We start from the raw sequence: 22,471 nt of genomic DNA, 5'->3' as shown, positions 1-22,471 counted from the left end.
TGAAATAGGCCGAGAAGTCGCCCTTGTCACTGAGAATGCCGTCGCCGGCATCCGGCAGCGGCGATTCGTCCAGGGCCACGGTGACCGCCTCGGTCGGCGTGTCGGTTTGCGCAGTCGGGCCGTCGTCGTAGAACCTCACTGCACCGCCGATCTCGGCGCTGGCACTATCGGTATCGCCGTCGGCATCGGTCACCGTCAACGTAGCGGTGACCAGCCCCGCCAGGTCGAGGAAGTCGTTGGCGTCATCGGGATCCTGGTGTTCGAGGGCGACATTCTGGGTCACCGTCAGCGTGCCGTCAGCGTTGATCGCTACCGTGAAGGCGGTCTGGGTGACTCCGTCGCCGTCCACATACTGACCGGTGATGGTGGTGGCATTGGTCTCGACCAGACTGATCGGGTAGTCGCCCTGGGCGGTAGCAAGTTCGGAAGTGCCGTCACCGCTCAGCTCAAGACCGTAGACGGTGGCGTTGCTGATCGCCGCACCATCGGCACCGAAGTCGGTGTCGAGGGTGAGGATCGCTGCGGTGCTGGTGGCACTGATCGGGAAACCGCTCGGCGTGCCCGCAGTGGTCTCGTCAACACTGACACTGGCCTCGCTGAGTACAGCAGAGACGCTGGGCCCATCATCCGTAAACTGGATATTCCCGCCCAGGTCGATCGAAGCACTATCGGAGGCGGTGTCGCCATCGCTGTCGGAGATGGTGGCGGAACCGGTGATCACCACCAAACCGTCGGCCAGCGTCTCGACGTCGCTGACATAGTCACTGTCAGCCGGCGTGTCGTGGTCGATCGGCTGGGACTGGGTCAGGGTGACATCGCCATTGCCGTCCACCCCAAGGGTGAAGACGGTATTGCTTTCAGAGACAGCGCCGGTATCGGCGCTGGTGGAACCGACAATCACGCCGCCGATGTCATGCAGGTAGACCTCGTCGCCGCCGCTGGTCAGGCCAGAGTCAACGCCACTGCTTACGCCGGGAGCCAGGCCAAGACCATAGGAGAGAGAGACACTCCCCGGGCCATCGGTACCGAATTCGAAAACAGCCGAGAAGGAATCCACGAAACTGGCGGTGGCGGTATCGCCACCCTCGCCCACGCTCAGGGAGTCGGCGGTCTCAAGCTCGACGTCGTCACCCGTGACACTGACCGCGATGGTGGGCTGACCATCCTCTTCCTCGGCCTGGGCGATGAACTCATCCTCGGGGAACTCGCCGCTGTCGAGGGCACCCATGCCGAAATCGTAGCTGAGCGGGCTGAGGGGCTCGGTGATACGTGCCAGCATCACGAAGCTGTGACCGCCTTCCGCACCGCCACCGGGTCCGGCACCTGCCGCCGTGGGATCCAACTCGGCGAGCAGATCCCCCTCGCCTTCGTCGATGGCCGTCAGCAGGGCTTCCAGATCCTCATCGAGGGCACTGGCCTCCTCCTCGGCCACCGCCTCCTCGCCGCCGAGGTCCGGGGTCATGGCCACCTCCTGGCCGCCTTGGATGACGGTGGGATCGAGGTTGTCGCCGAAGTCGAGCTCGACCCGGGCGCCATCCGCGGTGACGAGGACCTCGCCATCCTGCAGGGTGTCACCGATGCTGAGCTCGCGGAGGTTGCCGTCGGCGTCGCGCGCCCAGGCCTGACCGGTAATGGCGGTAACGGTGGCGATGGTCATGGTATGACTCCTACAGGGTGTTCTGGCGATAACAGGCGTGCCGACGCACGCCCGGTCAATACATTGAAGCTAGGCAATAACCATGGGGCGGGATATTGGACCGATGGACAGTAGGCGGCGGCAGTTGATCTACGTCACGACATCGGGGCAATCGCCGGGAGAAAAGGGAGTGGGAGATGGACCGTACTCACCGTCTTGCTCACTGGCTGGTATCGGCGATCGCTTCGTGGGTCGGTGACAGCCGCAGTACCAGCTGCATGCGGTCGCGCACACCCAGCTTGCGGAACACCGCGCCCAGGTGCGCCTTGACGGTACGCTCGGTGATGTCGAGCCGACGCGCCACCTCCTTGTTGCTGTAGCCCTCCATCACCGCCAGGGCCACGGCACGCTCACGCTCGGTCAGCCCTGCCAGGGCCTCGCTGCGCAGGCGCCCGGCACCGCCCAGGGCCTGGAAGGCGCCGCCCACCACCCGCGCCATCAGCTCCGGCGGCACCCAGATCCCCTGGTTCATGATCACCAGCCGCGCCTGGCGCAGCAGCTCCGGGGGCGAGAGGGCATGCACATAGGCCCGAGCCCCGCTCTCGAGCGCCAGGAAGGCCTCCGCGGTGGCGGGAGAGTAAGTCATCACCCCGACAGCAGCGCCGCGACGCTGCAGCTCACCGACGCGCTCCGGCCACTGCGGCACGTCCGCCATTACCCAGACACAGTCGCCACGCACGAGCCTGGCATTGAGGTCATCCGGGCGGATCAGGCGGGCATCCGGGAAGGCCTCTTGCCAGCGTGGAATCTCATCGTGGCCCTGACTGACGAAGTAGGTCGCCATCTATCGTTCTCCCATGGAATTGCTCCACGCCCGCAGCACGGGCTTGAGCATGAACTGCATCACGGTGCGCTTGCCGGTCATGATATCGACCTGGGCGGTCATGCCGGGGATCACCTCCATCTCGGGATTGGCATTGGCATCCTCGGTCGAACGCACGCGCACCAGATAGAAGGTGTTGTCGTTGTCGTCGGTGATGGTATCGGCACTGATGCGCTCCAGCTCCGCCTCGAGGCCGCCATAGATGGCGAAGTCGTAGGCGGTGAGCTTGATGGTGGCGGGCTGGCCCGGACGCAGGAAGGCGATGTCCTGAGGGGCGATGCGCGCTTCCACCACCAGCTGGTCATCCGAAGGCACGATCTCGACCACCTCCTGGCCGGGCTGGGCCACACCGCCCAGGGTATTGATGGTGAGCCGCTGCACCACGCCGTCGACCGGCGAGCGAATCTCGGCCAGGCGTACGCGATCCTGCAGCCCGGTGCCGGACTCCTCCAGGGCGCTGAGGTCGCCGATGGTCTGGCTCAGGTCGTTGCGCCAGTCGTTGCGGCGCTCGGCCCCCAGCTCGCGAAGCTGGGTTTCGGCCTCTTCCACGGCGGCCTGCAGGCGTGACACCGACGCTGCCGCCTGGTCGCGCTCGCCGGTGGCGCGAGACACCTCGCGACGCAGTCTGAGCACCTCTACCTCGGAGACCGCCCCGGACTGGAGCAGCGGACGGGTCAGGTTGAGCTCCTGGCTGGCCATGTTGGCCTCGCGCTGTGCGGTGTCGCGCCGCGCCCGCGCCTCGCGGAGCTCCTCCTCGCGCTGGCGGATACGGTCGCCCAGCACATTTTCCTGCTCGCGCAGCTCCTCGCGGGCGCTCTCGTAGGCCTCGCGCTCCTGGGCGACGATATCCGGCGCCTGGGCGCGCAGCTCTTCGGAGGGTGCGAAGGGGGTATCGGTGACCAGCGCCCGCAGCCGCTCGGCCCGGGCCTGCAGCGACTGGATCTGGGAGCGATTCTCGCGGAAGTTGGCCAGGTAACGCGTCGGGTCGATGCGCATCAGCACCTGCCCCTGCTCGACCCGCTCCCCCTCGCGCACCAGGATATCCTGCACCACGCCGCCGTCGTAGGTCTGGACGCGCTGCAGCTGGCTGGTGGGAATAACCCGGCCGGCGCCGCGGGTCACCTCGTCGATTGGCGCGAAGTAGGCCCACACCAGCAGGGCGACGATAGCCAGCAGCACCACATAGAGGAACCAGCGGGCACGGATCGGGTCCTGCTGCAGGCGGGCCCAGTCGGCATCGCTGGCCCAGTCACGGTTCATATGCGCCGCGGTGACGCGTTTGGCAAACAGGCGATCCATGAAGGGACGAAACGGCCTGCCGCCCACCTCGGAGAAGCGCCCGATCGCCTCGAAGCCTCGCTGCTCGGCGGTGGGCCCCTTCTTAGTGGCCATCAGCGCGCCCTCCCGATCTGTCCCTTGCGCAGCGCCTCGACCACCTTGTCGCGGGGGCCATCGGCCATGACGCGACCGGCATCGATGACGATGATGCGGTCCACCAGCGAGAGCAGCGAGGTGCGGTGAGTCACCACGACCATGGTCTTGGCCCGCGCATAGCTCTTGAGGTTGGCCTTGAAGACCTCTTCACTGGTGTGGTCCATGGAGCTCGTTGGCTCGTCGAGCAACAGGATCTGCGGGTCATTGACCAGCGCCCGGGCTACCGCCACCGACTGGCGCTGGCCGCCGGAGAGGGCCTGGCCCCGCTCCCCCACCGGCAAGTCGACCCCCTGGGGGTGGCCGTTGACCAGGCCCTCCAGGCCACTGAGCTTGATCGCCCGCAGCAGTGCCTCGTCATCCACCCCCTCGCTGCCGCCGCCGGCAACGATGTTCTCGCGCAGGGTGCCATAGAAGAGGCTGACGTCCTGAGGCACGTAACCGATCTGGCGGCGCAGCTGGATGGGGTCGAACTGGCGCAGGTCCACGCCATCGATCATCACCGCCCCGGCGGTGGGCTCATAGAGACCCAGCACCAGCTTGTTGAGGGTGGTCTTGCCGCAGCCGATACGGCCCAGCAGCGCCACCTTCTCGCCGGCCTGGATAGTCAGCGAGACATCGCGCAGCGCCTCGTTCTCCTGCTCCGGATAGCGCAGCGAGACCTTGTCGAAGCGAATCTCGCCGCGGATCACCGGACGACTGACGAAGGCTCGGCCCTCGGGGCGTTCCACCGGGCGTTCCATCACGCCATTGAGCGACTGCAGCGCGGTGGAGGACTGATGGTACTGGGCCAGCAGCGCCGCGGCCTGGCTGACCGGTGCCATGGCCCGCGAGGAGAGCAGGTAGGCGGCAATCAGGCCGCCCTGGGTGAGATTGCCCTCGATGATCTGGTAGACACCGATGATGATCACGCATACCGCCACGCTGTGCTGGGCCCACAGCGCCACGCTGGAGACCGAGGAGCTGACCAGGCGCAGTTGGGCGGCAGTGCGCGAGAGGTAGGCAGAGGCTTTCTCCCAGGTGTTCTGGATGCGGCTCTCGGCGCGCAGCGTCTTGACGGTCTCCAGTTGGGATACCGACTCCACCAGGGTGGCATTGCGCTGGGCGCTGACCCGCCAAGTGGTCTCGGAGAGCTCGTGCAGCTTGCCCTGGGCGGCCATGGCGTAGAGCAGCACAAAGGCGATGCCCACCAGCACCGGGATCACCAGCGGTGGGCCGATCAGGGCGATGATGGCGGCGAACATCAGCACGAAGGGCAGGTCCACCAGCGCCACCACCGTGGCCGAGCCGATGAAGGCGCGAACCGACTCGAAGGACTGCAGGGTGGCCGCGAAGGAGCCGGTGGAGGCGGGTCTCGCCTCCATGCGCAGCCCCAGCACCCGGGCCATGATCGACGATGACAGCTTGACGTCGGCCCGGCTCGCCGCCAGGTCGACGAAGGCATTGCGCATCAGACGCAGCACCAGGTCGAAGCAGAGCACCACGAAGATACCCACCGCCAGCACCCACAGCGTCTCGGTGGCGTGGTTGGGCACCACCCGGTCGTAGACGTTGAGCACGAACAGCGGCATGGCCACGGCGAACAGGTTGATCATCACCGAGCCGGCGATGACATCGCGGTAGAGCTTGCGGTTCTCGCGGATCACGCCCCAGAACCAGTGCCGGGAATGCTGTCGGTTCACCTCGGGGCCGCGGGCATCGAAGTGGAAGCGGGGGCGCACGTAGATGGCCTGCCCGCTATAGCTGGACTCCAGGCCATCCAGCGCTACCTCGCTCTCGGCATCGCCCAGCTCGGGAAAGATAACCCTGGCCTTGCGTGACTTGAGGTCAAGTCCCAGCAGTACGCAGGCGCGCCCCGGCTCGAGCAGCAGCACCACCGGGAAGAGTGCCGGGTTGAGCTGCACCAGGCGGCTCTTGACCAGCCGCGCCGAGAGTCCGGCTCGACTGGCGGCTCGCGGGAAGACGCCGGGCGTGAGGCGCCCCTGCTCCAAGGGCAGCCCGGCGGTCAGGGATTCGGCGGTGGTCTGCCTGTCGTGACAGGTGGCCACCGTCTGCAGGCATTCCAGCAGTTCATCCTGAACTGCGGAACGCGATGAACCTTCCGATGACTCAAGCGGCTCTCTCTGCGTCACACACACCTCTTTTCATCGAATGGCCCCACCGGCACTAGGTCGATGGGGCCAGGGGAGCACCGGGGAACAGTCCGTCTCCCCCGGCATAAGGCCAAAGGGCGCTCAGCCGCGAGAAGCAGCCCCCGGGGCCAGTTGCGCGTAGCTCGCCGGCTCCGCCGCCACCAGCGCATCGATCTCGGCATAGAGACCACCGGCCACGGGGGCGAAGTCGTCCGCCGTGGGCGCCGGCAAGACCCGGGACGCACTGCCGGGCGAGCGCGACGCCAGGGCGTCGAGGGCCGCGGGGCGGAAGTCGGTCATGTCGAGGTTCTCACCGACGCGCTCCAGTGTCACCTCGACGCGACGGTTCTGGCGACGACCCTCCACGGTGGCATTGGTGGCCACCGGCTCGCGAGAGCCGTAACCGCGCGTCTGGAGCAGGTTGCGATCCACGCCCTGACTAGCCAGGTAGCTGGCCACGCTATCGGCGCGCCGCTGGGAGAGCGGATCGTTGATGGCGTCATTGCCGGTGGTATCGGCATGGCCGGCGATGAAGATCCGCTCGAGGTCGGTGCGGCCACGGATCTGCTCGGCCAGGTCCGAGAGCTCGCTGCGCGCCTCGGCGGAGAGCTCGGCGCTGTTGATCTGGAAGAGGGCGTCCGCGGAGAGGGTGATATCCGGTGCCCGGGTGGGCGCCTCGATGCCGCCGGTGAAGTCCGCCAGGGTGAAGCCCATGGGGCCATCCGCCGGGCAGATGGTATCGGGGTCGAGGGCCACGCCGTCGCTGCCCATCTCGGCCAGGGTCGGCATGTCATCGCGCACCACGCCCAGGGTCTTCATCAGCTGCCCCATGGCCGCCAGGGTGCGGGCATCCGCCAGGGCCACATCGTACTGGGCATTGACGAAGGCGCGGCTAGCCTCGAAATACTCGTTCTCGCTGTCCAGCACGTCGAGCAGGGTGCGCTGGCCGATATCGAACTGTTGCTGATAGGCACCGCGCACGCGGTCGATAGAGAGACGGTGCTGGTTGAGATACTGGAGCTGCTCGCGCAGGCGCTGGGTATCGTTATAGGCGATCTGGGTGGTCTGACGAACGTCGATGCAGGCCTTCTCGCGCAGGTTGATCGACTGCTCGACGCGGTCGCTGGCCGCGCGGAACGAGGCCAGGTCGCTGCCACCGCGGTAGAGGTTCATGCTCGCCACCAGTTCGATGGTCTGGCGCTCGCGATCCCCCAGTCCCTCGTAGCCGGAGTCGTTGCGGTAGGTGCCGGCACGCCCGCGCAGGTCGAGGCGGGGATGGAAGGCGGCCTTGGTGCCCTCGCGCTCGGCGCGGCTGGCCTCGATGTTCTCGATGGCGGCATGGAACTCCGGGTTGCCCTGGAAGGCCATGTCCAGCGCCGCGGCCACGTTGGGCGGCAGGCGGTCGTCGAGTTCCGGTGCCGGCGCCAGCTGGGCGGCGGGCAGCTCGCCGACGATGCGCTGGAAGCGCGCCGTGACGTCATGCAGGTTGGAGGCCTCGGTCATCAGATTGGACTCGGCCAGGGCCAGGCGGCCACTGATCTGCTCGAGGTCCACCCCGCGGCCGGCGCCCGACTGCACGCGCTCCTCGATCTGGCTGAACACCCGCAGGTGGTCGGCATAGTTCTGCTGGGCCAGGCTCACCAGCTCGCGGTAGCGGCGCACATCCAGATAGGCACGGGTCGCCTCCAGGGTGACGTTCTCGCTGGCCCCGATCAGTTCGTAGTAGCGCACCAGCTTGGCGCGGTCGAGGCGCTCCACCTCGCTGGCGGTGGCGAAGCCGTCGTAGATCATCTGGGACAGGGTGATCTCGGCGAAGCGGGTCTCGTAGCTGCCACTGTGAGGCTGCGTCAGGGTACCGGTATCGCCTTCACGGTACTCGCGACCGATACCGGCATTGGCATCGACGCTGGGCAGGTAGTTACCGAAGGCCACATCGACGTCGTTGTCGGCGGCGCGCAACCCATTCCAGGCAGCATGCACCTCGGGGTTGGTGGTCAGCGCCTGTCGCACCACGCTGGTCAGGTCCGCCGAGCCCGGTGCGGCGAGCCCCGGCGGCAGGCTCTGGGCCACCGCTGCGGCAATGGGCATGAGGGTCAGGGCGGCACCCAACGTGGCGGCACCGGCCAGACGACGAGAGGAGGACGTTGCGAGTGTGCGATTCATGACGATTCCCTTGCGATGAATGATCCGGGGCTCGCTGTGGAGGCCCGCGGAACACGAGCTTGCTGTTGTCGGGCCGCAGTCGACGCATCTTTACGCGCGACCGGCGCTTCCTTTCCCGCCTGAAGGTTCCCCTGAAGCTTGACTACGCCATTCACGCCCACCTCTCGCGAGGCGCCTGACCTCAGCCCACCCCAAGTGACCAGATCACTCAATCCAGCGTCATGACGTATTTGTAACTTAGCGTAACGCAGGGCGGGGCATTGTCCAGCACAATTGCACACACTCCTTTAGGAGATTGTGCTTTTCTGATGTAGGACAAAGCTTACAGGTACCGCGGGGCCTCTCCCCGCGCGGGCAAACGTGCTATCGTCTCGGCCATCGACACGGCCGGTCATCACAAGGAGAAAGCCATGTCCTCATCGGAAATCCAGAAGACGCGCGTCATCAACGAGTTGCGGGGCTTCATCAAGAAGCTGCTGCAGGACCCCAGGATCCTCGAGCAGTCGCTGGAGATCGCCCGTCGCCACCTGCCGGAAGGCCATTCCCAGGCGGTCATGGCACGCATCGCCAACGAGATCTCGGACACCACCAGCGTGCATATCCCGGAGGACCCCGCCGACCATTCCGAGGCTGACAAGCTGTTCCTCGAGCTGCTGCGCGAGGTGGTTGGCGAGGAGCAGGCGCTCTACTGAGCCCTCCCCGCTCGACAGACCCACGACGCCCGGCTCCGTCCGGGCGTCGTCGTGTCCGGGCACTGCGGCTCTGGTAGAATGGTAAAACCTTGTTTTTACTGGAGCTGTACAGCCCTCACCATCATGTACTACCTGCTCAAGCTGTTTCCCGAGATCACCATCAAGTCGCGCTCCGTGCGCCGACACATGACCCGCTGCCTCGCCGCCAACGTGCGCAATACCCTGAAGCCGCTGGATCGACGCATCGCGGTACGCGATGGCTGGGACATGCTGCGGGTCTCGCTGCCCGCAAGTGCCGGCGCGGCGCTGGTCGACGAGGTGGAGGCCCGCCTTACGCGGATGCCCGGCGTTCAGGAAGTACAGGAGGTGCGCGAGGTCGATTTCAGCGACCTTGACGAGATCACCGCCCAGGTCGTGCCGCGCTGGCAGGCTCACATCGCCGGGCGGCGCTTCCGCGTCTCGGCCAAGCGGCGGGGCTCCCATGACTTCACCTCGGCGGATCTGGAGCGCCATCTCGGCGCGGCACTGCTGGCCGCCGCCCCCGATGCCCGCGTCGATCTGACGCACCCCGAGGTGAAGGTGACGGTGGAGGTCGTGGATCAACGGCTGCGCCTGATCGACCGCCGCCTGCCGGGCCTCGGCGGCTACCCCCTCGGTCTGCAGGGCCAGGCCATGGCACTGATCTCCGGCGGCTACGATTCGCCGGTGGCCGCCTGGCGGATGATCCGCCGCGGCATCAAGACCCACTTCCTGTTCTTCAACCTCGGCGGCCCCGAGCATGAGCGCGGCGTACGCGAGGTGACCCACCACCTCTGGCAGCGCTACAGCGCATCGCACCGGGTCAACTTCATCTCGGTGCCCTTCGAGCCGGTAGTCGGCGAGATCCTCCGCCAGGTGCCAGACGGCATGATGGGCGTGGTGCTCAAGCGCATGATGGTGCGTGCCGCCTCGCGCCTTGCCCGGCGTGCCAGGGTGCCGGCGCTGGTCACCGGCGACGCCATCGCTCAGGTCTCCAGCCAGACCCTGACCAACCTGGCGCTGATCGACGATGCCAGCGAGCTGCCGCTGCTGCGCCCGCTGCTGACCGATGACAAGCAGACCATTATCACCCAGGCCCGCGAGATCGACACCGCGCGCTTCGCCGAGAGCATGCCGGAGTACTGCGGGGTGATCTCACGCCGCCCCCACACCCGTGCTCGCCGTGACCAGATCGCCGCGGCCGAGGCCGACTTCGACTTCGCGGTGCTCGATGCCGCCATCGACGCCGCGGAGATCACTCGCATCGATCGTCTCGCCGAGTCCCCTGGCGCCACACTTGCTGCCCAGACCAAAGACGAGGTGCTCGAGGCCCGGGAGGGCGAGGACGTCAGCGTCATCGATATCCGCCCCGAGGGGGAGCGAGAGGCGGCCCCGCTAACCCTGCCAACGGGACGGCGTCTGGAGATTCCCTTCTATGAGCTCCAGCAGCGCGCCTCGCAACTGCCGGATGACCGCCACTACTTCCTCTACTGCGACCAGGGGGTGATGAGTCGCATGCAGGCCCTGCATCTACATGATCGCGGCCTCACCCATTTCGGGGTCTACCTCGCGTCCTCGGTGCGTTGAATTTGCCGTCTCACCTGGCGTTGGAGCGTCTACGCTGGAGGGAAAGATACCTTTCGTTACACGAAGGGTCACCCCGGGAGCGAGACGATGGTCAGGCGCAGGCGTCAGGCCCCATACAGAGACGCCGGAAATGGCGAGATACTGCTCGACGACGGCTGGCCGCGGCCGCCACGCCTGGCCGAGCCTCGCGAGGTCCGGCGGCGCCGGCTATGGCCCTGGCTGCTGCTCGTCCTCGCCCTGGTCGGTACCGCCGTGGCGGGCCTGGTGGTGGCCGAGGTGCGCTCCTCGGAGTGGCAGGCCCGCGAACTCTCCCGCTATGCCGGCCAGCTCACCTATGCGCTGGCCCCCGGGCCCAGCGAGCGCTGGCAACCGCCGGCACACGGCCCCTTCGACGCACGCCTCGGCTACACCCGCCTGGCCGATTTCCAGCGCCGGCTGCTGCAGAGTGACTTCGCCATCGAGCAGCAGGCGCGCTTCTCACCGGCGCTGATGCGCTATACCCAGCGCGGCTTGTTCCCACCCTACCGCGAGAAGGCCTCGGCCGGGCTAGACGTCGCCACCTGCAGCGGCGAGCCGCTCTACCACTTTCGCCATCCAGAGCGCCACTATCCCGACTTCGAGTCCATCCCGCCCGTGGCACTGGCGATGCTGCTGTTCATCGAGAACCGCGGCCTGCTGGACAGCGAGAGTCCCCACGCCAACCCCGCGGTGGACTGGCCACGCTTCGCCCGCGCGGCCCTCTCCCAGGTGGGCCAGGCGCTGGACCTGCCCGGCCAGTCCGCCGGCGGCAGCACCCTGGCTACTCAGATCGAGAAGTACCGCCACTCCCCCGGAGGCGTGACCCACTCGCCCACCGAGAAGCTCCGCCAGATGGTCTCGGCCAGCGTTCGCAGCTACCGCAACGGCCCCGAGACCCTCAGCACCCGCCGCGATATCGCACTGGACTACCTCAATACGGTGCCACTCGCCGCCGTGCCCGGCAGCGGTGAGGTGCACGGCCTTGGTGATGCCCTCTGGGCTTGGTTCAATGCAGACTTCGCCGCCACCAACCGCCTGCTGCACGAGGTGCCCAGCGCCGCGCCGCCCACCGCGGCCCACGGCCAGGCCCTGCGTCGCACCCTGGCGCTGATGATCGCCCAGCGCCGCCCCAGCGGCTATCTCAATGCCGGGCGAGAGTCCCTCGAGGCACTGACTGACAGCTACCTCGGGCTTCTGGCCGAGCATGGCGTGATCTCCCCTGCGCTTCGGGATGTCGCCCGGGCCCAGCGGCTGGAGTTCCGCGACTTCGCCCAGGACCCCATTCGCCCGCGTGTCGAGGCCGGCAAGACGCTGCAGGTCGCCCGCACCCGCATGGCTGGGCTGCTGGGCGTCTCACTGCAGGAACTGGACCGCCTCGACCTCTCGGCCACCACCACTCTCGATGCCGAGTTGCAGTCGACCGTCACCGAGCACCTCCACAGGCTCGCCGACCCCGAGTTCGCCGCCGCCCAGGGGCTTGTCGGGGAACGCCTGCTGGATGCCGACAGCGCCGCCGCCGTGCGTTACAGCTTCACTCTGCTGGAGCGTGGCGAAGCGGGCTTCGATGTCCGCGTGCAGACCGACAACGGCGACCAGCCCTTCGACCTCAACCAGGGCAGCAAGCTCGAGCTCGGCTCCACCGCCAAGCTGCGCGTGCTGGCCAGCTACCTGGAAGTGGTCGCCGAGCTCCATGCCCAGTATGCCGGCCAGCCGGGCGAGACCCTGCGCGCCCTGCCGGTGGATCGCCAGGACGCCATCCGCCGTTTCGTGATCGAGCGCCTGGTCGCCCGACCGGAGATCAGCCTGGCCGAGCTGCTCGAGGGCGCCATGCAGCGCCGCTACTCCGCCAGCCCCCACGAGGCCTTCTTCACCGGCGGCGGACGCCACACCTTCAGCAACTTCAGCCGCCAGGACGACCGCCGCCGACCGACCCTCGAGGAGGCGCTGCGCGAGTCGCTGAACCTGCCCTTCGTGCGCCTGATGCGCGACCTGGTGCAGTTCACCATTCATCAGGAGGCCGATCGCCGGCGCCTGCTGGAGGACGACGACGACCCCCGACGCCTCGACTACCTGGCGAGCTTCGCCGACCGCGAGGGGCGCGTCTTCCTGCAACGCTTCTGGCGCAAATACCGCCACCTCGACACCAGCGCACGCCAGGAGGCCCTGCTCGGCGGCCTCAAGCCCGATGCCCGCCGCCTGGCCGCGGCCTTCCGCTACCTCTACCCCGAAGGTGACTCCATCGCCTTGACCGCCTTCCTCGCCGAGCGCCTGGACGACCGGCGGCGGCTCGACCTCGACCTCGACCTTACCGCTCTGCACGAGCGCAGCGACCCCAGCACCCTCAGCCTCTCCGACCAGGGCTATATCGCCGGGGTGCACCCGCTGGAGCTGTGGCTGGTGGGCTTCCTCATCGATCGCCCCGATGCCGACTACGCCGATGCCGAGCGGTCCAGCCGCGAAGCTCGCCAGGAGGTCTACGGCTGGCTGTTCCGAACCCGCCACCGCGGGGCCCGGGATTCACGCATACGCACCATGCTCGAGACGGAGGCCTTCACCGAGATCCAGCGTCGCTGGGAACGTCTGGGCTATCCCTTCGCCCACCTGGTGCCCTCGCTGGCCACGGCGCTGGGCAGCTCCGGCGACCGCCCCGCCGCCCTGGCCGAGCTGGTCGGCATCATCCTCAACGACGGCATACGCCTGCCCACGAGACGCATCGACTCGCTGCACTTCGCCGCCGATACCCCCTACGAGACCCGCTTCGTGGCCGACGCCTCGCGCGCACGGCGGGTCATGGCGCCGGAGGTGGCCGCCACCCTGCGCCGCGCCCTGGGGCAGGTAGTCGAGGACGGCACCGCGCGGCGCCTGCAGAGAAGCTTTGCCCTGGAGGACGGCACTCCGCTCGCCGCGGGCGGCAAGACCGGCACCGGCGACAACCGCTTCCAGACCGTCACCGCCTCGGGCCAGGTGATCCACTCCGAGGCGCGCAGCCGCACCGCCACCTTCGTCTTCCACCTCGGCGCCAACCACTTCGGCACCCTCACTGCCTATGTCCCCGGCAGCGACGCCGCAAACTTTGCTTTCACCTCGGCACTGCCGGTACAGGTACTCAAGGGCATGGCTCCCCTCCTCACCCCCTACCTCACCCCGGGAGAACAGAACCGCTGCCGCCCCGGCTCGCCATCCGAACCGCTGATGGCCGACGACACCCGCCAGCCCAACGACGCCTCCTGAACCAGCTGGGACATCGCAGATAGAGACATCGCTATTGTGGGAGCCCGATTTATCGGCGATCGCGGTGGTACAAGGGTGCCTGCTGGCGCCATCGCGCAGAATATGCGCTCCCACAAAGGACGCCATGGTAACTGCGATAGCCCGCATGCCCCAGCCTGCCGGGTGCAGTCAGGCGCCATCCCGGCTACAATCGAGCGTCTGATTTTCCTGGGATTCAAGAGCCGATATGTCGACGAACGCCACGCGCAAGATCCTGGTCACCAGCGCCCTGCCCTACGCCAACGGCGCCATCCACCTCGGCCACCTGCTCGAGTACATCCAGACCGACATCTGGGTGCGTTTCCAGAAGAGCCGCGGCCAGCAGTGCCACTACGTATGCGCCGATGACGCCCACGGCACCGCCATCATGCTGCGCGCCGAACAGGAGGGCATCACCTCCGAGGCGCTGATCGACCGCGTCAGCCGCGAGCACCAGGCGGACTTCGCCACCTTTGGCGTGGCCTTCGACAACTATCACTCGACCCACTCGGAAGAGAATCGCTACTTCAGCGAACTGATCTACACCCGTCTGCGCGACAAGGGGCATATCGCCACCCGCGACATCGAGCAGATGTACGATCCGGTGAAGGGACTGTTCCTGGCCGACCGTTTCATCAAGGGCACCTGCCCCAAGTGCAAGGCCGACGACCAGTATGGCGACAACTGCGAGGCGTGCGGCGCCACCTATACCCCGGCCGACCTGATCGACCCGGTGTCGGCGATCTCCGGCGCTACCCCCGAGGTCCGCGGCTCCACCCACTACTTCTTCAAGCTGCCCGACTTCGCCGACTTCATGCACCGCTGGATCAACGACGGCCACGTCCAGCCGCAGATCCGCAACAAGCTGATGGAGTGGTTCGAGGCCGGCTTCAACGAGTGGGACATCTCCCGCGACGCCCCCTACTTCGGCTTCGAGATCCCCGACGCCCCGGGCAAGTACTTCTACGTCTGGCTCGACGCGCCGATCGGCTACCTGGCCAGCTTCAGGAACCTCTGCGATCGCGAAGGCATCGACTTCGACAGCTACTGGAATAAGGACAGCGACGCCGAGGTCTACCACTTCATCGGCAAGGACATCGTCTACTTCCACGCCCTGTTCTGGCCGGCGATGCTGCATGGCGCCGACTTCCGCACCCCCACGGCGGTCAACTGCCACGGCTTCGTCACCGTCAACGGCGCCAAGATGTCCAAGTCCCGGGGCACCTTCATCAAGGCCGCGACCTACGCGGACCACCTGAACCCGGAGTACCTGCGCTACTACTTCGCCGCCAAGCTCACCTCCCGGGTCGACGACCTGGACCTCAACCTCGAGGACTTCGCCGCCCGGGTCAACAGCGACCTGGTCGGCAAGGTGGTCAACATCGCCAGCCGCTGTGCCGGCTTCGTCAAGAAGCTGGGTGGCGGCAGGCTCTCGGCTCACTGCGCCGAACCGGAGCTGGTGGCCCGCTTCATCAGTGCCGGCGACGAGATCGCCGAGCAGTTCGAGATTCGCGAGTTCGGCCGCGCCATGCGCCTGGTGATGGAGCTGGCCGACGAGGCCAACACCTATATCGCCGAGGCCGAGCCCTGGGTGCTGGCCAAGCAGGAGGGTCGCGAGCAGGAGGTGCTGGATATCTGCTCGGTGGGCATCAACCTGTTCCGCCAGCTGATGGTCTATCTGGCCCCGGTGGTGCCGGCCATGGCGGAGGGCGCCCGCGACTTCCTCAAGCTCGAGTCGCTGGACTGGCACAGCCGCCACGAGGTGCTGCTGAACCACGAGATCGCCAAGTTCAAGCCGCTGATGACCCGCGTGGAGCGGGAGAAGATCGACGCCATGATCGAGGCGTCCAAGGAGGACCTGGTGGAAGAACAGAAACTCAAGGAGACCCCCAAGGGGCCCCTAGCCGACGAGCCGATCGCCCCAGAGGTCTCCTTCGACGACTTCATCAAGGTGGATCTGCGCATCGCCCGCATCGCCAAGGCGGAATACGTCGAGGGCGCCGACAAGCTGCTCAAGCTGACCCTCGACCTGGGCGGCGAGAGCCGTACGGTCTTCTCCGGCATCCGCGCCGCCTACGCCCCCGAGGCGCTGGAGGGCCGACTCACCGTGATGGTCGCCAACCTGGCGCCGCGCAAGATGCGCTTCGGTGTCTCCGAAGGCATGGTGCTGGCCTCGGCCAACGACGAGGGTATCTACCTGCTCTCGCCGGACACCGGCGCCGAGCCCGGCCAGCGGGTGACCTGAGCCACCGTGAGTCGCCGTGACCTGATCGAGGCCATCGATGCCCTGCTGCCCCAGACCCAGTGCGGCAAGTGCGGCTTCGATGGCTGCCTGCCGTATGCCGAGGCGATCGCCGACGGCGAGCCCATCAACCGCTGCCCACCCGGTGGCGAGTTCACCCTCGACCGGCTGGCCGAGCTGACCGGCCAGCCCGCACAGCCCCTGGCGGAGCCCGCCCAGCTGCCGTTGGCCGCGGTTATCCGCGAGGCGGAGTGCATCGGCTGCACCAAGTGCATCCAGGCCTGTCCGGTGGACGCCATCCTGGGGGCGGCCAAACGCATGCATACGGTGATCGTTGATGAGTGCACCGGCTGCGAGCTGTGCGTGGCGCCCTGCCCGGTGGACTGCATCGACCTGGTGCCCCATCCCGCCTGGCAGGCCGCCGAAAGCGAGGCTGAGCGCGACGCCTACCTGGCGCAGCGTGCCGAGCTGGGGCGCCGCCGCCACCGTGCCCGCCAGGCGCGTCTGGCAAGGGAGGCCCGCGACAAGCGCCTGGAGCGCCAGAAGCGCCTGATGCAGCAGCGCCGGCGCGCCGACAGCACAGCAGCTGCGGCCACTCCCGGGAACGTGGTCGTGAAGCGCCAGCGCCAGATGGCCCTCAAGGCCGCCGAACAGGCCGTCAAGCGTGTGCAGCAGCAGCTGGAGAGCGCCCGGCGTCGCGGTGACGCCGAGGCAGAAGCCACCGCCCGCGCTCAGCTCCCCGAGGCCGAACGCTTGCTCGCCGAGGCCAGAAGCGCGCTGGAGCAAGCAGGCACGGCTGAATGATCCGATGACACTTTCCCGACTTACCGCCCGGGGCTGATCCTGCACAGGCAAAAACCCAACATCATGAACGCCCAGAAACGCTACGAGATCTTCGCGCGACTGCGCGAACACAACCCCGAGCCCACCACCGAGCTCCACTGGAAGACCCCCTTCGAGCTGCTCGCCGCGGTGCTGCTCTCCGCCCAGGCCACCGACGTCGGCGTCAACAAGGCCACGGCCCGACTCTTCCCCGTCGCCAACACCCCCCAGGCGATCATCGAACTCGGCCTCGAGGGGCTCAAGGAGCACATCAAGACCATCGGCCTCTACAACACCAAGGCCGAGAACCTGATGAAGACCTGCCACCTGCTGGTGGAGAAGCATGGCGGCGAGGTGCCCGAGACCCGGGCCGCCCTCGAGGCACTACCTGGTGTCGGGCGCAAGACAGCCAATGTGATCCTCAACACCGCCTTCGGCCAGCCCACCATCGCCGTGGACACCCATATCTTCCGGGTCTCCAACCGCACCGGCATCGCCCGCGGCAAGGATGTGGTCGAGGTGGAGAAGAAGTTGCTGCGCCATGTGCCGAAGGAGTTTCGCCAGGATGCCCACCACTGGCTGATCCTGCATGGCCGCTACACCTGCGTGGCACGCAAGCCCCGCTGCGGCAGCTGCGTGATCGAGAATCTCTGCGAGTTCAAGGAGAAGACCGAGCTGTAGCCAGGCAGCCGTTGACGACTGAAGGCTGGCATCGACCCTTATAGCCTGATTGACTGGCGGCAGGCCCCGACGAGTTCACTACATGGAAGCGCTGAAATACCTCCTGCTGCCGCCGGTCATCAACGCCCTGCTGATCCTCGCCGGCCTCGCCGCCGGCGCCCGACGGCTGACAGGCGGTCTGCTCATCGCCCTGGGGCTGGCGAGCCTGCTGGTGCTCGCCACCCCGGTGGCGAGTCACGCCCTGCGCCAGGGGCTGGAACCGCCGCCGCTCTCCGGCCCAGCGGCCCTGCGTGGCGAGGGAGCCATCGTCATCCTCGGCGGCGGCCGCGACTACCAGAGCCCCGAGTTCGGCTGGGGCGACGCCCCCAGCAATCCCACCTGGCGACGCCTGGCCTATGGGGCCTGGCTGCAGCGTGGCAGCGACTGGCCGATCCTGGTAACCGGCGGTCGCGTCCATGACGAACACAGCGCCGAGGCCAGCCTGATGGCCGCGGCACTGCGTGAGGTTTTCGGGGTGCCGGTACGCTGGCTGGAGGGCGAGAGCCGCAACACAGCGGAGAATGCGCGCTTCAGCGCCGCCATGCTGGAAGCGGCGGGGATCGAGCGCGTCGCGCTGGTCTCCCAGGCCTGGCACCTGCCCCGGGCGAGCGCGGAGTTCGAGGGGGCGGGCCTGGAGGTGCTAGCGGCACCCACCGAGTTTGCCAGCGCCCCGCCGCCGGGCCTGCATGCCTGGATCCCGCGCGCCTACCACCTCAACCAGAGCACCCGGGCCCTGCACGAGTGGCTGGGTCGCGGGGTCAGCTGGCTCAAGACCCAGCTGCCGACCCGCTAGAAGCCCTCGGCCTCGAGGCGTTCCGCCAGCTGCTCGAGGATCTCGATGCCCTGCACGTCGGTGGGCAGCCAGGGCAGCCGCGGGCGCGGCAGGTGACCCAGCTCCTCGTCGATGCGTGCCAGGTAGGTGGCCTCCTGTTCGCGGCGAGCGTTGAGGAAGTCGCCATCGGCCTCCGGGGGAATGACCCGGTTGACCAGGGTCCCGGCTACCGGGACATGGGCCTCCTCCAGGGTCGCCACGGCCCGGGCGGTCTCGAGGATCGGCAGCCGTTCCGGCGTCAGCACAAACAGGAAGCCGCTCTCGTCGGCGTTCTCGATGCGTCGCCGCGCCTGGTGGAAGAGGCGCCGGCGATCGATCAGGGTCTTCGCCACATCGCGGGTCTTGTCGTCCAGGTCGGCCAGCTCGTTCTCCTTCGGATCATCGAAGGGGCTCGCCACGTCGCGGCCGCGCTTGGGCGTCAGGTGTGAGAGCACCTTGCCCAGCTCCTCGGACTTGCGGTTATGCGCCAGCAGGCCATCGGTCCAGGCCGCCATGGCTTCGGGCAGGGTCAGCAGCCGCAGGGTATGGCCGGTGGGCGCGGTATCGAAGATGATCAGGTCCCAGTCGGCCTCCTCATCGGTGATGATCCGCGCCAGCCGCTCGAGCAACGCCGCCTCCTGGGTGCCCGGCGACTGCCGGGTCAGGCGCATCTGGCGCTCCAGCTCGGCCATCATCTCCGGCGCCGCGTAGCGCCGCATCTGAGAGGTGACCCGGGCCAGGTGGGCCTCCACCTCGGCGTCGGGGTCGATCTCCATGGCATCGAGGTTGGGCAGCAACCGCCGGGGCGTGTCGGCCAGCTCGCGGTCGAACACATCGCCGAGGCTGTGGGCCGGGTCGGTGGAGACCACCAGCACGCGCTTACCGCGTCGGGCGGCGAGCACCGCCAGGGCCGCGGCCACGGTGGTCTTGCCGACCCCGCCCTTGCCGCCCACCCACAGCAGGCGCTTTTCCAGTAACTCTCTCATATGCGGTTCCGTGATTCTTTCGGTGCAAGCTGCAAGCAATGATGATGCTTCCCCCGCATCACTCCCGGCAGGGGTTCCTTGTCACTTGCCCCTTGTTACTGCCCGAAGGGCCTCAGCAACACTTGAAATGATCCAGCGGCGAACGCTCCATGCCCATGCGGCGGTGCCAGTCATGGAAACGCTCCAGCAGCAGGGGCTGCAGCTCCAGGGTGTAGTAGGCCGCCGGATTGGGAACTCCCATCATCTCGGAGAACACCAGCAGCATGAAGAGGTCGTCCTCGTCTCGCCGGGCACGGGCTATCGCGCCCCGATAGGGGGAGGAGTAGACCTCCTCCGCGAAGAAACGGGCCTGGCTAAGCCAGGCCCGAATCCGTTCGAGACGAGCCTCACGACCCTCGTGTCGGTCGTCGCTCATCCTTCTCTCCTCGCGTTCACTCCTGCTTGGCAGGCGCCTCGTTGCGCAGCCGCTTGAGCGCAGAGACACACTCCAGCGCCACCAGGATCGCGGCCACCAGTACCACGATGTCCAGGCCCAGCAGGAAGTAGTTGCCCTGGTCGAAGAAGGTGCGCAGCTGGATCAGCAGCGCGGCGATGGTCATCACCAGCAGGAAGGCCAGCGGAGCCAGGGTGTACCACATCGGGCGACCCAGGCGCACCAGCATCACCGTGACCACCAGCAGGGTCAGGCCGGCCAGCAGCTGGTTGGTGGTACCGAACAGCGGCCAGATGATCAGGCCACCGGAACCATCCGCACCGCCGGCACCGAAGGCCAGCAGCAGGCAGCTGCCCACCGCCAGCAGGGTGGCCACCGCGGGCTTCTTCATCCACTGCTGATTATAGATCTCGCCCCACTCCTGGAAGATGTAGCGCTGCAGGCGCAGGCCGGTATCCATGGTGGTGCCGGCGAACAGCGCCGCCATCACGGTGAGCAGGGTCGCGGCGGTGGCTTCGGGCAGGCCCAGGCCGTTGTGGATGATGAAGGCGCCACCCTCGACGAAGGCGTTGACGCCACCCTGACCGAAGGCGGTGTACATCGCCTCCCAGTCGGCGAGGCTGGCGAAGCCGGCGGTCGCGGCGAGGATGGCGGCCAGCGCCAGCATGCCCTCACCCACGGCACCGAAGTAGCCGACGAAGCGGGCGTCGGTTTCCTTGTTGAGCTGCTTGGAGGTGGTACCGGAGGAGACCAGGCCATGGAAGCCGGAAATCGCACCGCAGGCGATGGTCACGAACAGCAGCGGCAGCAGCGATGGGGTACCGGCCGGCACATTGTCGTTGAAGGCCGGGGCGACCATGCTCGGGTTGAGCAGCAGGATGGCACCGTAGAGGATGATCAGGCCGACGAACAGCTGCAGGCCGTTGATGTAGTCGCGGGGCTGCAGCAGCACCCACACCGGCAGCAGCGAGGCGATGGCGGCATAGCCGAACAGCAGCAGGATCCAGATGGCGTTACCCGAGACACCTGCGACTTCCGCCGGCATCTGCAGGGGCACCGAGGGACCGATGCCGATCAGCGCATAGAGCGCGACAACGCCGACGATGGAGACCATCGGCAGGCTCATCTTGCGGCGATAGATCATCTGGCCGATCACCAGGGCCACCAGGATGGCGCCCCACACCGGGACCACGGCGCTTGAGAAGTTCATCATCAGGCCGGCGATCACCACGGCGAACACCGCGTTGACCATCAGCAGCACCAGGAAGATGACGATCATGAAGATGCTGCGGGCGCGCTTGCCGACCACATCGCCGGTCAGGGCACCGACCGACTTGGCCTTGTTGCGCACGCTGGCCCAGATGGCACCGAAGTCATGCACCCCGGCGAAGAACACGGTGCCCAGCACCACCCACAGGAAAGCCGGGACCCAGCCCCAGATCACGGCGATGGCGGGCCCGACAATGGGGGCGGCGCCGGCCACGGAGGTGAAGTGGTGGCCCCACAGCACATAGCGGTTGGTGGGCACGAAGTCGACGCCATCTTCGAACTCGTGGGCGGGCGTCTTGAAGTCGGGGTCCAGTCGGTAGATCTTCTCGGCGATGAACTTCGAGTACAGGAAGTACCCGGCCGCCATCGCGGCAAGACCCAGGACCAGGACGAGAATGGCACTCATGGCACACTCCTAGCAGGTGGGTGTGGGTTGAACAGGATGCAAGGCCTCGGTACGGGACCCTGCAGACAATGGTCTAACCTTGTTACCTTCGCGTCCATGCGCTTCGCTGGCTAATCACCACTTTCGCGACGAAAGTATTAGAACCATCGAATCGGATGGCATCAGGTGGCGTGGAGGCCGAACTCGCCGATACGCGCCACCGTGCGTTGATAGGCCTCGCGCTCGCGGCACGCCGCGAGGAAGGCCTGCAGGTTCGGGTAGCCCTCCAGGCCGCCCCGGCTGGCCAGGGCCAGCACCGGGAAGCTCATCTGGATATCGGCGACACTGAACGCCTCGCCGGCAAACCAGGGCCCGCGGGCCAGCTCATCCTCCCAGAACGCCACCAGGCGGCGGATCTCCGGTCCCAGGTACTGCTGCTCGACCCCGCGCGCAAACAGCCTGCCCAGCGGCCGCGCCAGAGCCGGCACCGGCGGCTGGCCGAGCCGCGAGAACACTAGCCGCATCACCAGCGGGGGCATCGCCGAGCCCTCGGCGTGGTGCATCCAGAAGCGGTAGCGCTCGAAGGCTTCGCTGCCGCCGGGCGGCACCAGCCGACCCTCGGGGTCGTGATGCTCGACCAGGTAGTCGAGGATCGCCCCCGACTCGGCCAGCACACGCTCACTGCGACTGCGATCCCGGATCAGCGGCGACTTGCCGAGCGGGTGCAGCTCGCGCAGGGTGTCTGGGGCCAGCAGGGTCTGGGGGTCGCGCCGATGGGTCACGATCTCGAACTCGACACCCAGCTCCTCGAGCAACCACACGACCCGCTGCGAGCGGGAATTCTCCAGATGGTGTACTTCGATCATGCGACTCTCCCGGTTGTCCATGGGGTCACCCTAGCACGCAGCACACAACGACTCCTGCCAAGGTCGTCTTTGCCCGGCCATCGGCGGCCACTTAGACTGACCGCAACAACGACGATAAATAACAGGAG

Annotated in this window: 16 protein-coding genes; 7 read left to right on the top strand and 9 right to left on the bottom strand. The window is 67.3% G+C overall.

Annotated features, from left to right (window positions below):
- From LWH48_RS02670 to LWH48_RS02650, 5 genes are all read right to left on the bottom strand, one after another.
- A partial coding sequence (locus LWH48_RS02670; RefSeq protein WP_232911142.1) for a retention module-containing protein occupies window positions 1-1,657 on the bottom strand: 1,657 nt, incomplete at its 3' end.
- Between the two features lie 199 nt (window positions 1,658-1,856).
- Window positions 1,857-2,480, bottom strand: coding sequence for a helix-turn-helix transcriptional regulator (locus tag LWH48_RS02665; RefSeq protein ID WP_232911141.1), 624 nt, complete (start codon window positions 2,478-2,480; stop codon window positions 1,857-1,859).
- Window positions 2,481-3,911 (bottom strand): HlyD family type I secretion periplasmic adaptor subunit, encoded by a 1,431-nt coding sequence (locus LWH48_RS02660; protein ID WP_232911140.1) that lies wholly within the window; start codon window positions 3,909-3,911, stop codon window positions 2,481-2,483. It abuts the gene before it with no gap.
- The gene (locus tag LWH48_RS02655; protein ID WP_232911139.1) at window positions 3,911-6,082 is read right to left on the bottom strand and encodes a type I secretion system permease/ATPase; all 2,172 of its coding nucleotides are present in this window, start codon (window positions 6,080-6,082) and stop codon (window positions 3,911-3,913) included. Before LWH48_RS02655 ends, LWH48_RS02660 begins: the two co-directional genes overlap by 1 nt.
- 102 nt (window positions 6,083-6,184) lie before the next feature.
- Window positions 6,185-8,245: a TolC family outer membrane protein gene (locus LWH48_RS02650; RefSeq protein WP_332875602.1), complete on the bottom strand. Its 2,061-nt coding sequence runs from the start codon at window positions 8,243-8,245 to the stop codon at window positions 6,185-6,187.
- Window positions 8,246-8,655: 410 nt separating this feature from the next.
- Here LWH48_RS02650 and LWH48_RS02645 point away from each other — a divergent pair, with 410 nt between their 5' ends.
- The 7 genes from LWH48_RS02645 (at window position 8,656) to LWH48_RS02615 (ending at window position 18,386) form a co-directional block, all read left to right on the top strand.
- Window positions 8,656-8,937 carry a hypothetical protein gene (locus tag LWH48_RS02645; protein ID WP_232911138.1) on the top strand — a complete coding sequence of 94 codons (282 nt, stop codon included), beginning with the start codon at window positions 8,656-8,658 and terminating at the stop codon, window positions 8,935-8,937.
- A 123-nt stretch (window positions 8,938-9,060) separates the two neighbouring features.
- Window positions 9,061-10,542 (top strand): tRNA uracil 4-sulfurtransferase ThiI, encoded by a 1,482-nt coding sequence (gene thiI / locus LWH48_RS02640; RefSeq protein WP_232911137.1) that lies wholly within the window; start codon window positions 9,061-9,063, stop codon window positions 10,540-10,542.
- An 87-nt stretch (window positions 10,543-10,629) separates the two neighbouring features.
- Window positions 10,630-13,791 carry a transglycosylase domain-containing protein gene (locus LWH48_RS02635; protein ID WP_232911136.1) on the top strand — a complete coding sequence of 1,054 codons (3,162 nt, stop codon included), beginning with the start codon at window positions 10,630-10,632 and terminating at the stop codon, window positions 13,789-13,791.
- A gap of 226 nt (window positions 13,792-14,017) precedes the next feature.
- Window positions 14,018-16,054 carry a methionine--tRNA ligase gene (gene metG, locus LWH48_RS02630; RefSeq protein ID WP_232911135.1) on the top strand — a complete coding sequence of 679 codons (2,037 nt, stop codon included), beginning with the start codon at window positions 14,018-14,020 and terminating at the stop codon, window positions 16,052-16,054.
- Window positions 16,055-16,060: 6 nt separating this feature from the next.
- A complete protein-coding gene (locus LWH48_RS02625) occupies window positions 16,061-16,855 on the top strand; it encodes an RnfABCDGE type electron transport complex subunit B (protein ID WP_232911134.1) in 795 nt (264 codons plus the stop codon).
- 63 nt (window positions 16,856-16,918) lie between these two features.
- Window positions 16,919-17,554 carry an endonuclease III gene (nth, locus tag LWH48_RS02620; protein WP_232911133.1) on the top strand — a complete coding sequence of 212 codons (636 nt, stop codon included), beginning with the start codon at window positions 16,919-16,921 and terminating at the stop codon, window positions 17,552-17,554.
- Between the two features lie 82 nt (window positions 17,555-17,636).
- Window positions 17,637-18,386, top strand: a complete 750-nt coding sequence (locus tag LWH48_RS02615; protein WP_232911132.1) for a YdcF family protein — start codon at window positions 17,637-17,639, stop codon at window positions 18,384-18,386.
- On the opposite strand, the gene LWH48_RS02610 is transcribed toward LWH48_RS02615, so the two are convergent.
- The 4 genes from LWH48_RS02610 to LWH48_RS02595 form a co-directional block, all read right to left on the bottom strand.
- Window positions 18,383-19,390 carry an ArsA family ATPase gene (locus LWH48_RS02610; RefSeq protein WP_232911131.1) on the bottom strand — a complete coding sequence of 336 codons (1,008 nt, stop codon included), beginning with the start codon at window positions 19,388-19,390 and terminating at the stop codon, window positions 18,383-18,385. The two genes, LWH48_RS02615 and LWH48_RS02610, sit on opposite strands and share 4 nt — an antisense overlap.
- A 112-nt stretch (window positions 19,391-19,502) precedes the next feature.
- Window positions 19,503-19,805 (bottom strand): cory-CC-star protein, encoded by a 303-nt coding sequence (locus tag LWH48_RS02605; protein ID WP_023004431.1) that lies wholly within the window; start codon window positions 19,803-19,805, stop codon window positions 19,503-19,505.
- Between the two features lie 16 nt (window positions 19,806-19,821).
- Entirely contained in the window at window positions 19,822-21,498 is a 1,677-nt protein-coding gene (locus LWH48_RS02600; RefSeq protein WP_232911130.1) for a carbon starvation CstA family protein, read from the bottom strand.
- Window positions 21,499-21,659: 161 nt separating this feature from the next.
- Window positions 21,660-22,343: a glutathione S-transferase gene (locus LWH48_RS02595; protein ID WP_232911129.1), complete on the bottom strand. Its 684-nt coding sequence runs from the start codon at window positions 22,341-22,343 to the stop codon at window positions 21,660-21,662.
- Window positions 22,344-22,471: the final 128 nt, after the last annotated feature.

The organism is Halomonas sp. G15, from assembly GCF_021282295.1.
GTDB classification, from domain to species: domain Bacteria; phylum Pseudomonadota; class Gammaproteobacteria; order Pseudomonadales; family Halomonadaceae; genus Halomonas; species Halomonas alimentaria.
The sequence above is the reverse complement of the archived record's forward strand: the minus strand, read 5'-3'. Positions and strand labels throughout refer to the sequence as shown.

What these genes read in the sequence shown, in the direction of transcription:
- LWH48_RS02605 (WP_023004431.1), bottom strand. Translation starts at nt 19,805, where the DNA reads ATGAGCGACGACCGACACGAGGGTCGTGAGGCTCGTCTCGAACGGATT.
- LWH48_RS02650 (WP_332875602.1), bottom strand. Translation starts at nt 8,245, where the DNA reads ATGAATCGCACACTCGCAACGTCCTCCTCTCGTCGTCTGGCCGGTGCC.
- LWH48_RS02615 (WP_232911132.1), top strand. Translation starts at nt 17,637, where the DNA reads ATGGAAGCGCTGAAATACCTCCTGCTGCCGCCGGTCATCAACGCCCTG.
- LWH48_RS02600 (WP_232911130.1), bottom strand. Translation starts at nt 21,498, where the DNA reads ATGAGTGCCATTCTCGTCCTGGTCCTGGGTCTTGCCGCGATGGCGGCC.
- metG (WP_232911135.1), top strand. Translation starts at nt 14,018, where the DNA reads ATGTCGACGAACGCCACGCGCAAGATCCTGGTCACCAGCGCCCTGCCC.
- LWH48_RS02660 (WP_232911140.1), bottom strand. Translation starts at nt 3,911, where the DNA reads ATGGCCACTAAGAAGGGGCCCACCGCCGAGCAGCGAGGCTTCGAGGCG.
- LWH48_RS02610 (WP_232911131.1), bottom strand. Translation starts at nt 19,390, where the DNA reads ATGAGAGAGTTACTGGAAAAGCGCCTGCTGTGGGTGGGCGGCAAGGGC.
- LWH48_RS02665 (WP_232911141.1), bottom strand. Translation starts at nt 2,480, where the DNA reads ATGGCGACCTACTTCGTCAGTCAGGGCCACGATGAGATTCCACGCTGG.
- nth (WP_232911133.1), top strand. Translation starts at nt 16,919, where the DNA reads ATGAACGCCCAGAAACGCTACGAGATCTTCGCGCGACTGCGCGAACAC.
- LWH48_RS02595 (WP_232911129.1), bottom strand. Translation starts at nt 22,343, where the DNA reads ATGATCGAAGTACACCATCTGGAGAATTCCCGCTCGCAGCGGGTCGTG.
- LWH48_RS02635 (WP_232911136.1), top strand. Translation starts at nt 10,630, where the DNA reads ATGGTCAGGCGCAGGCGTCAGGCCCCATACAGAGACGCCGGAAATGGC.
- LWH48_RS02645 (WP_232911138.1), top strand. Translation starts at nt 8,656, where the DNA reads ATGTCCTCATCGGAAATCCAGAAGACGCGCGTCATCAACGAGTTGCGG.
- thiI (WP_232911137.1), top strand. Translation starts at nt 9,061, where the DNA reads ATGTACTACCTGCTCAAGCTGTTTCCCGAGATCACCATCAAGTCGCGC.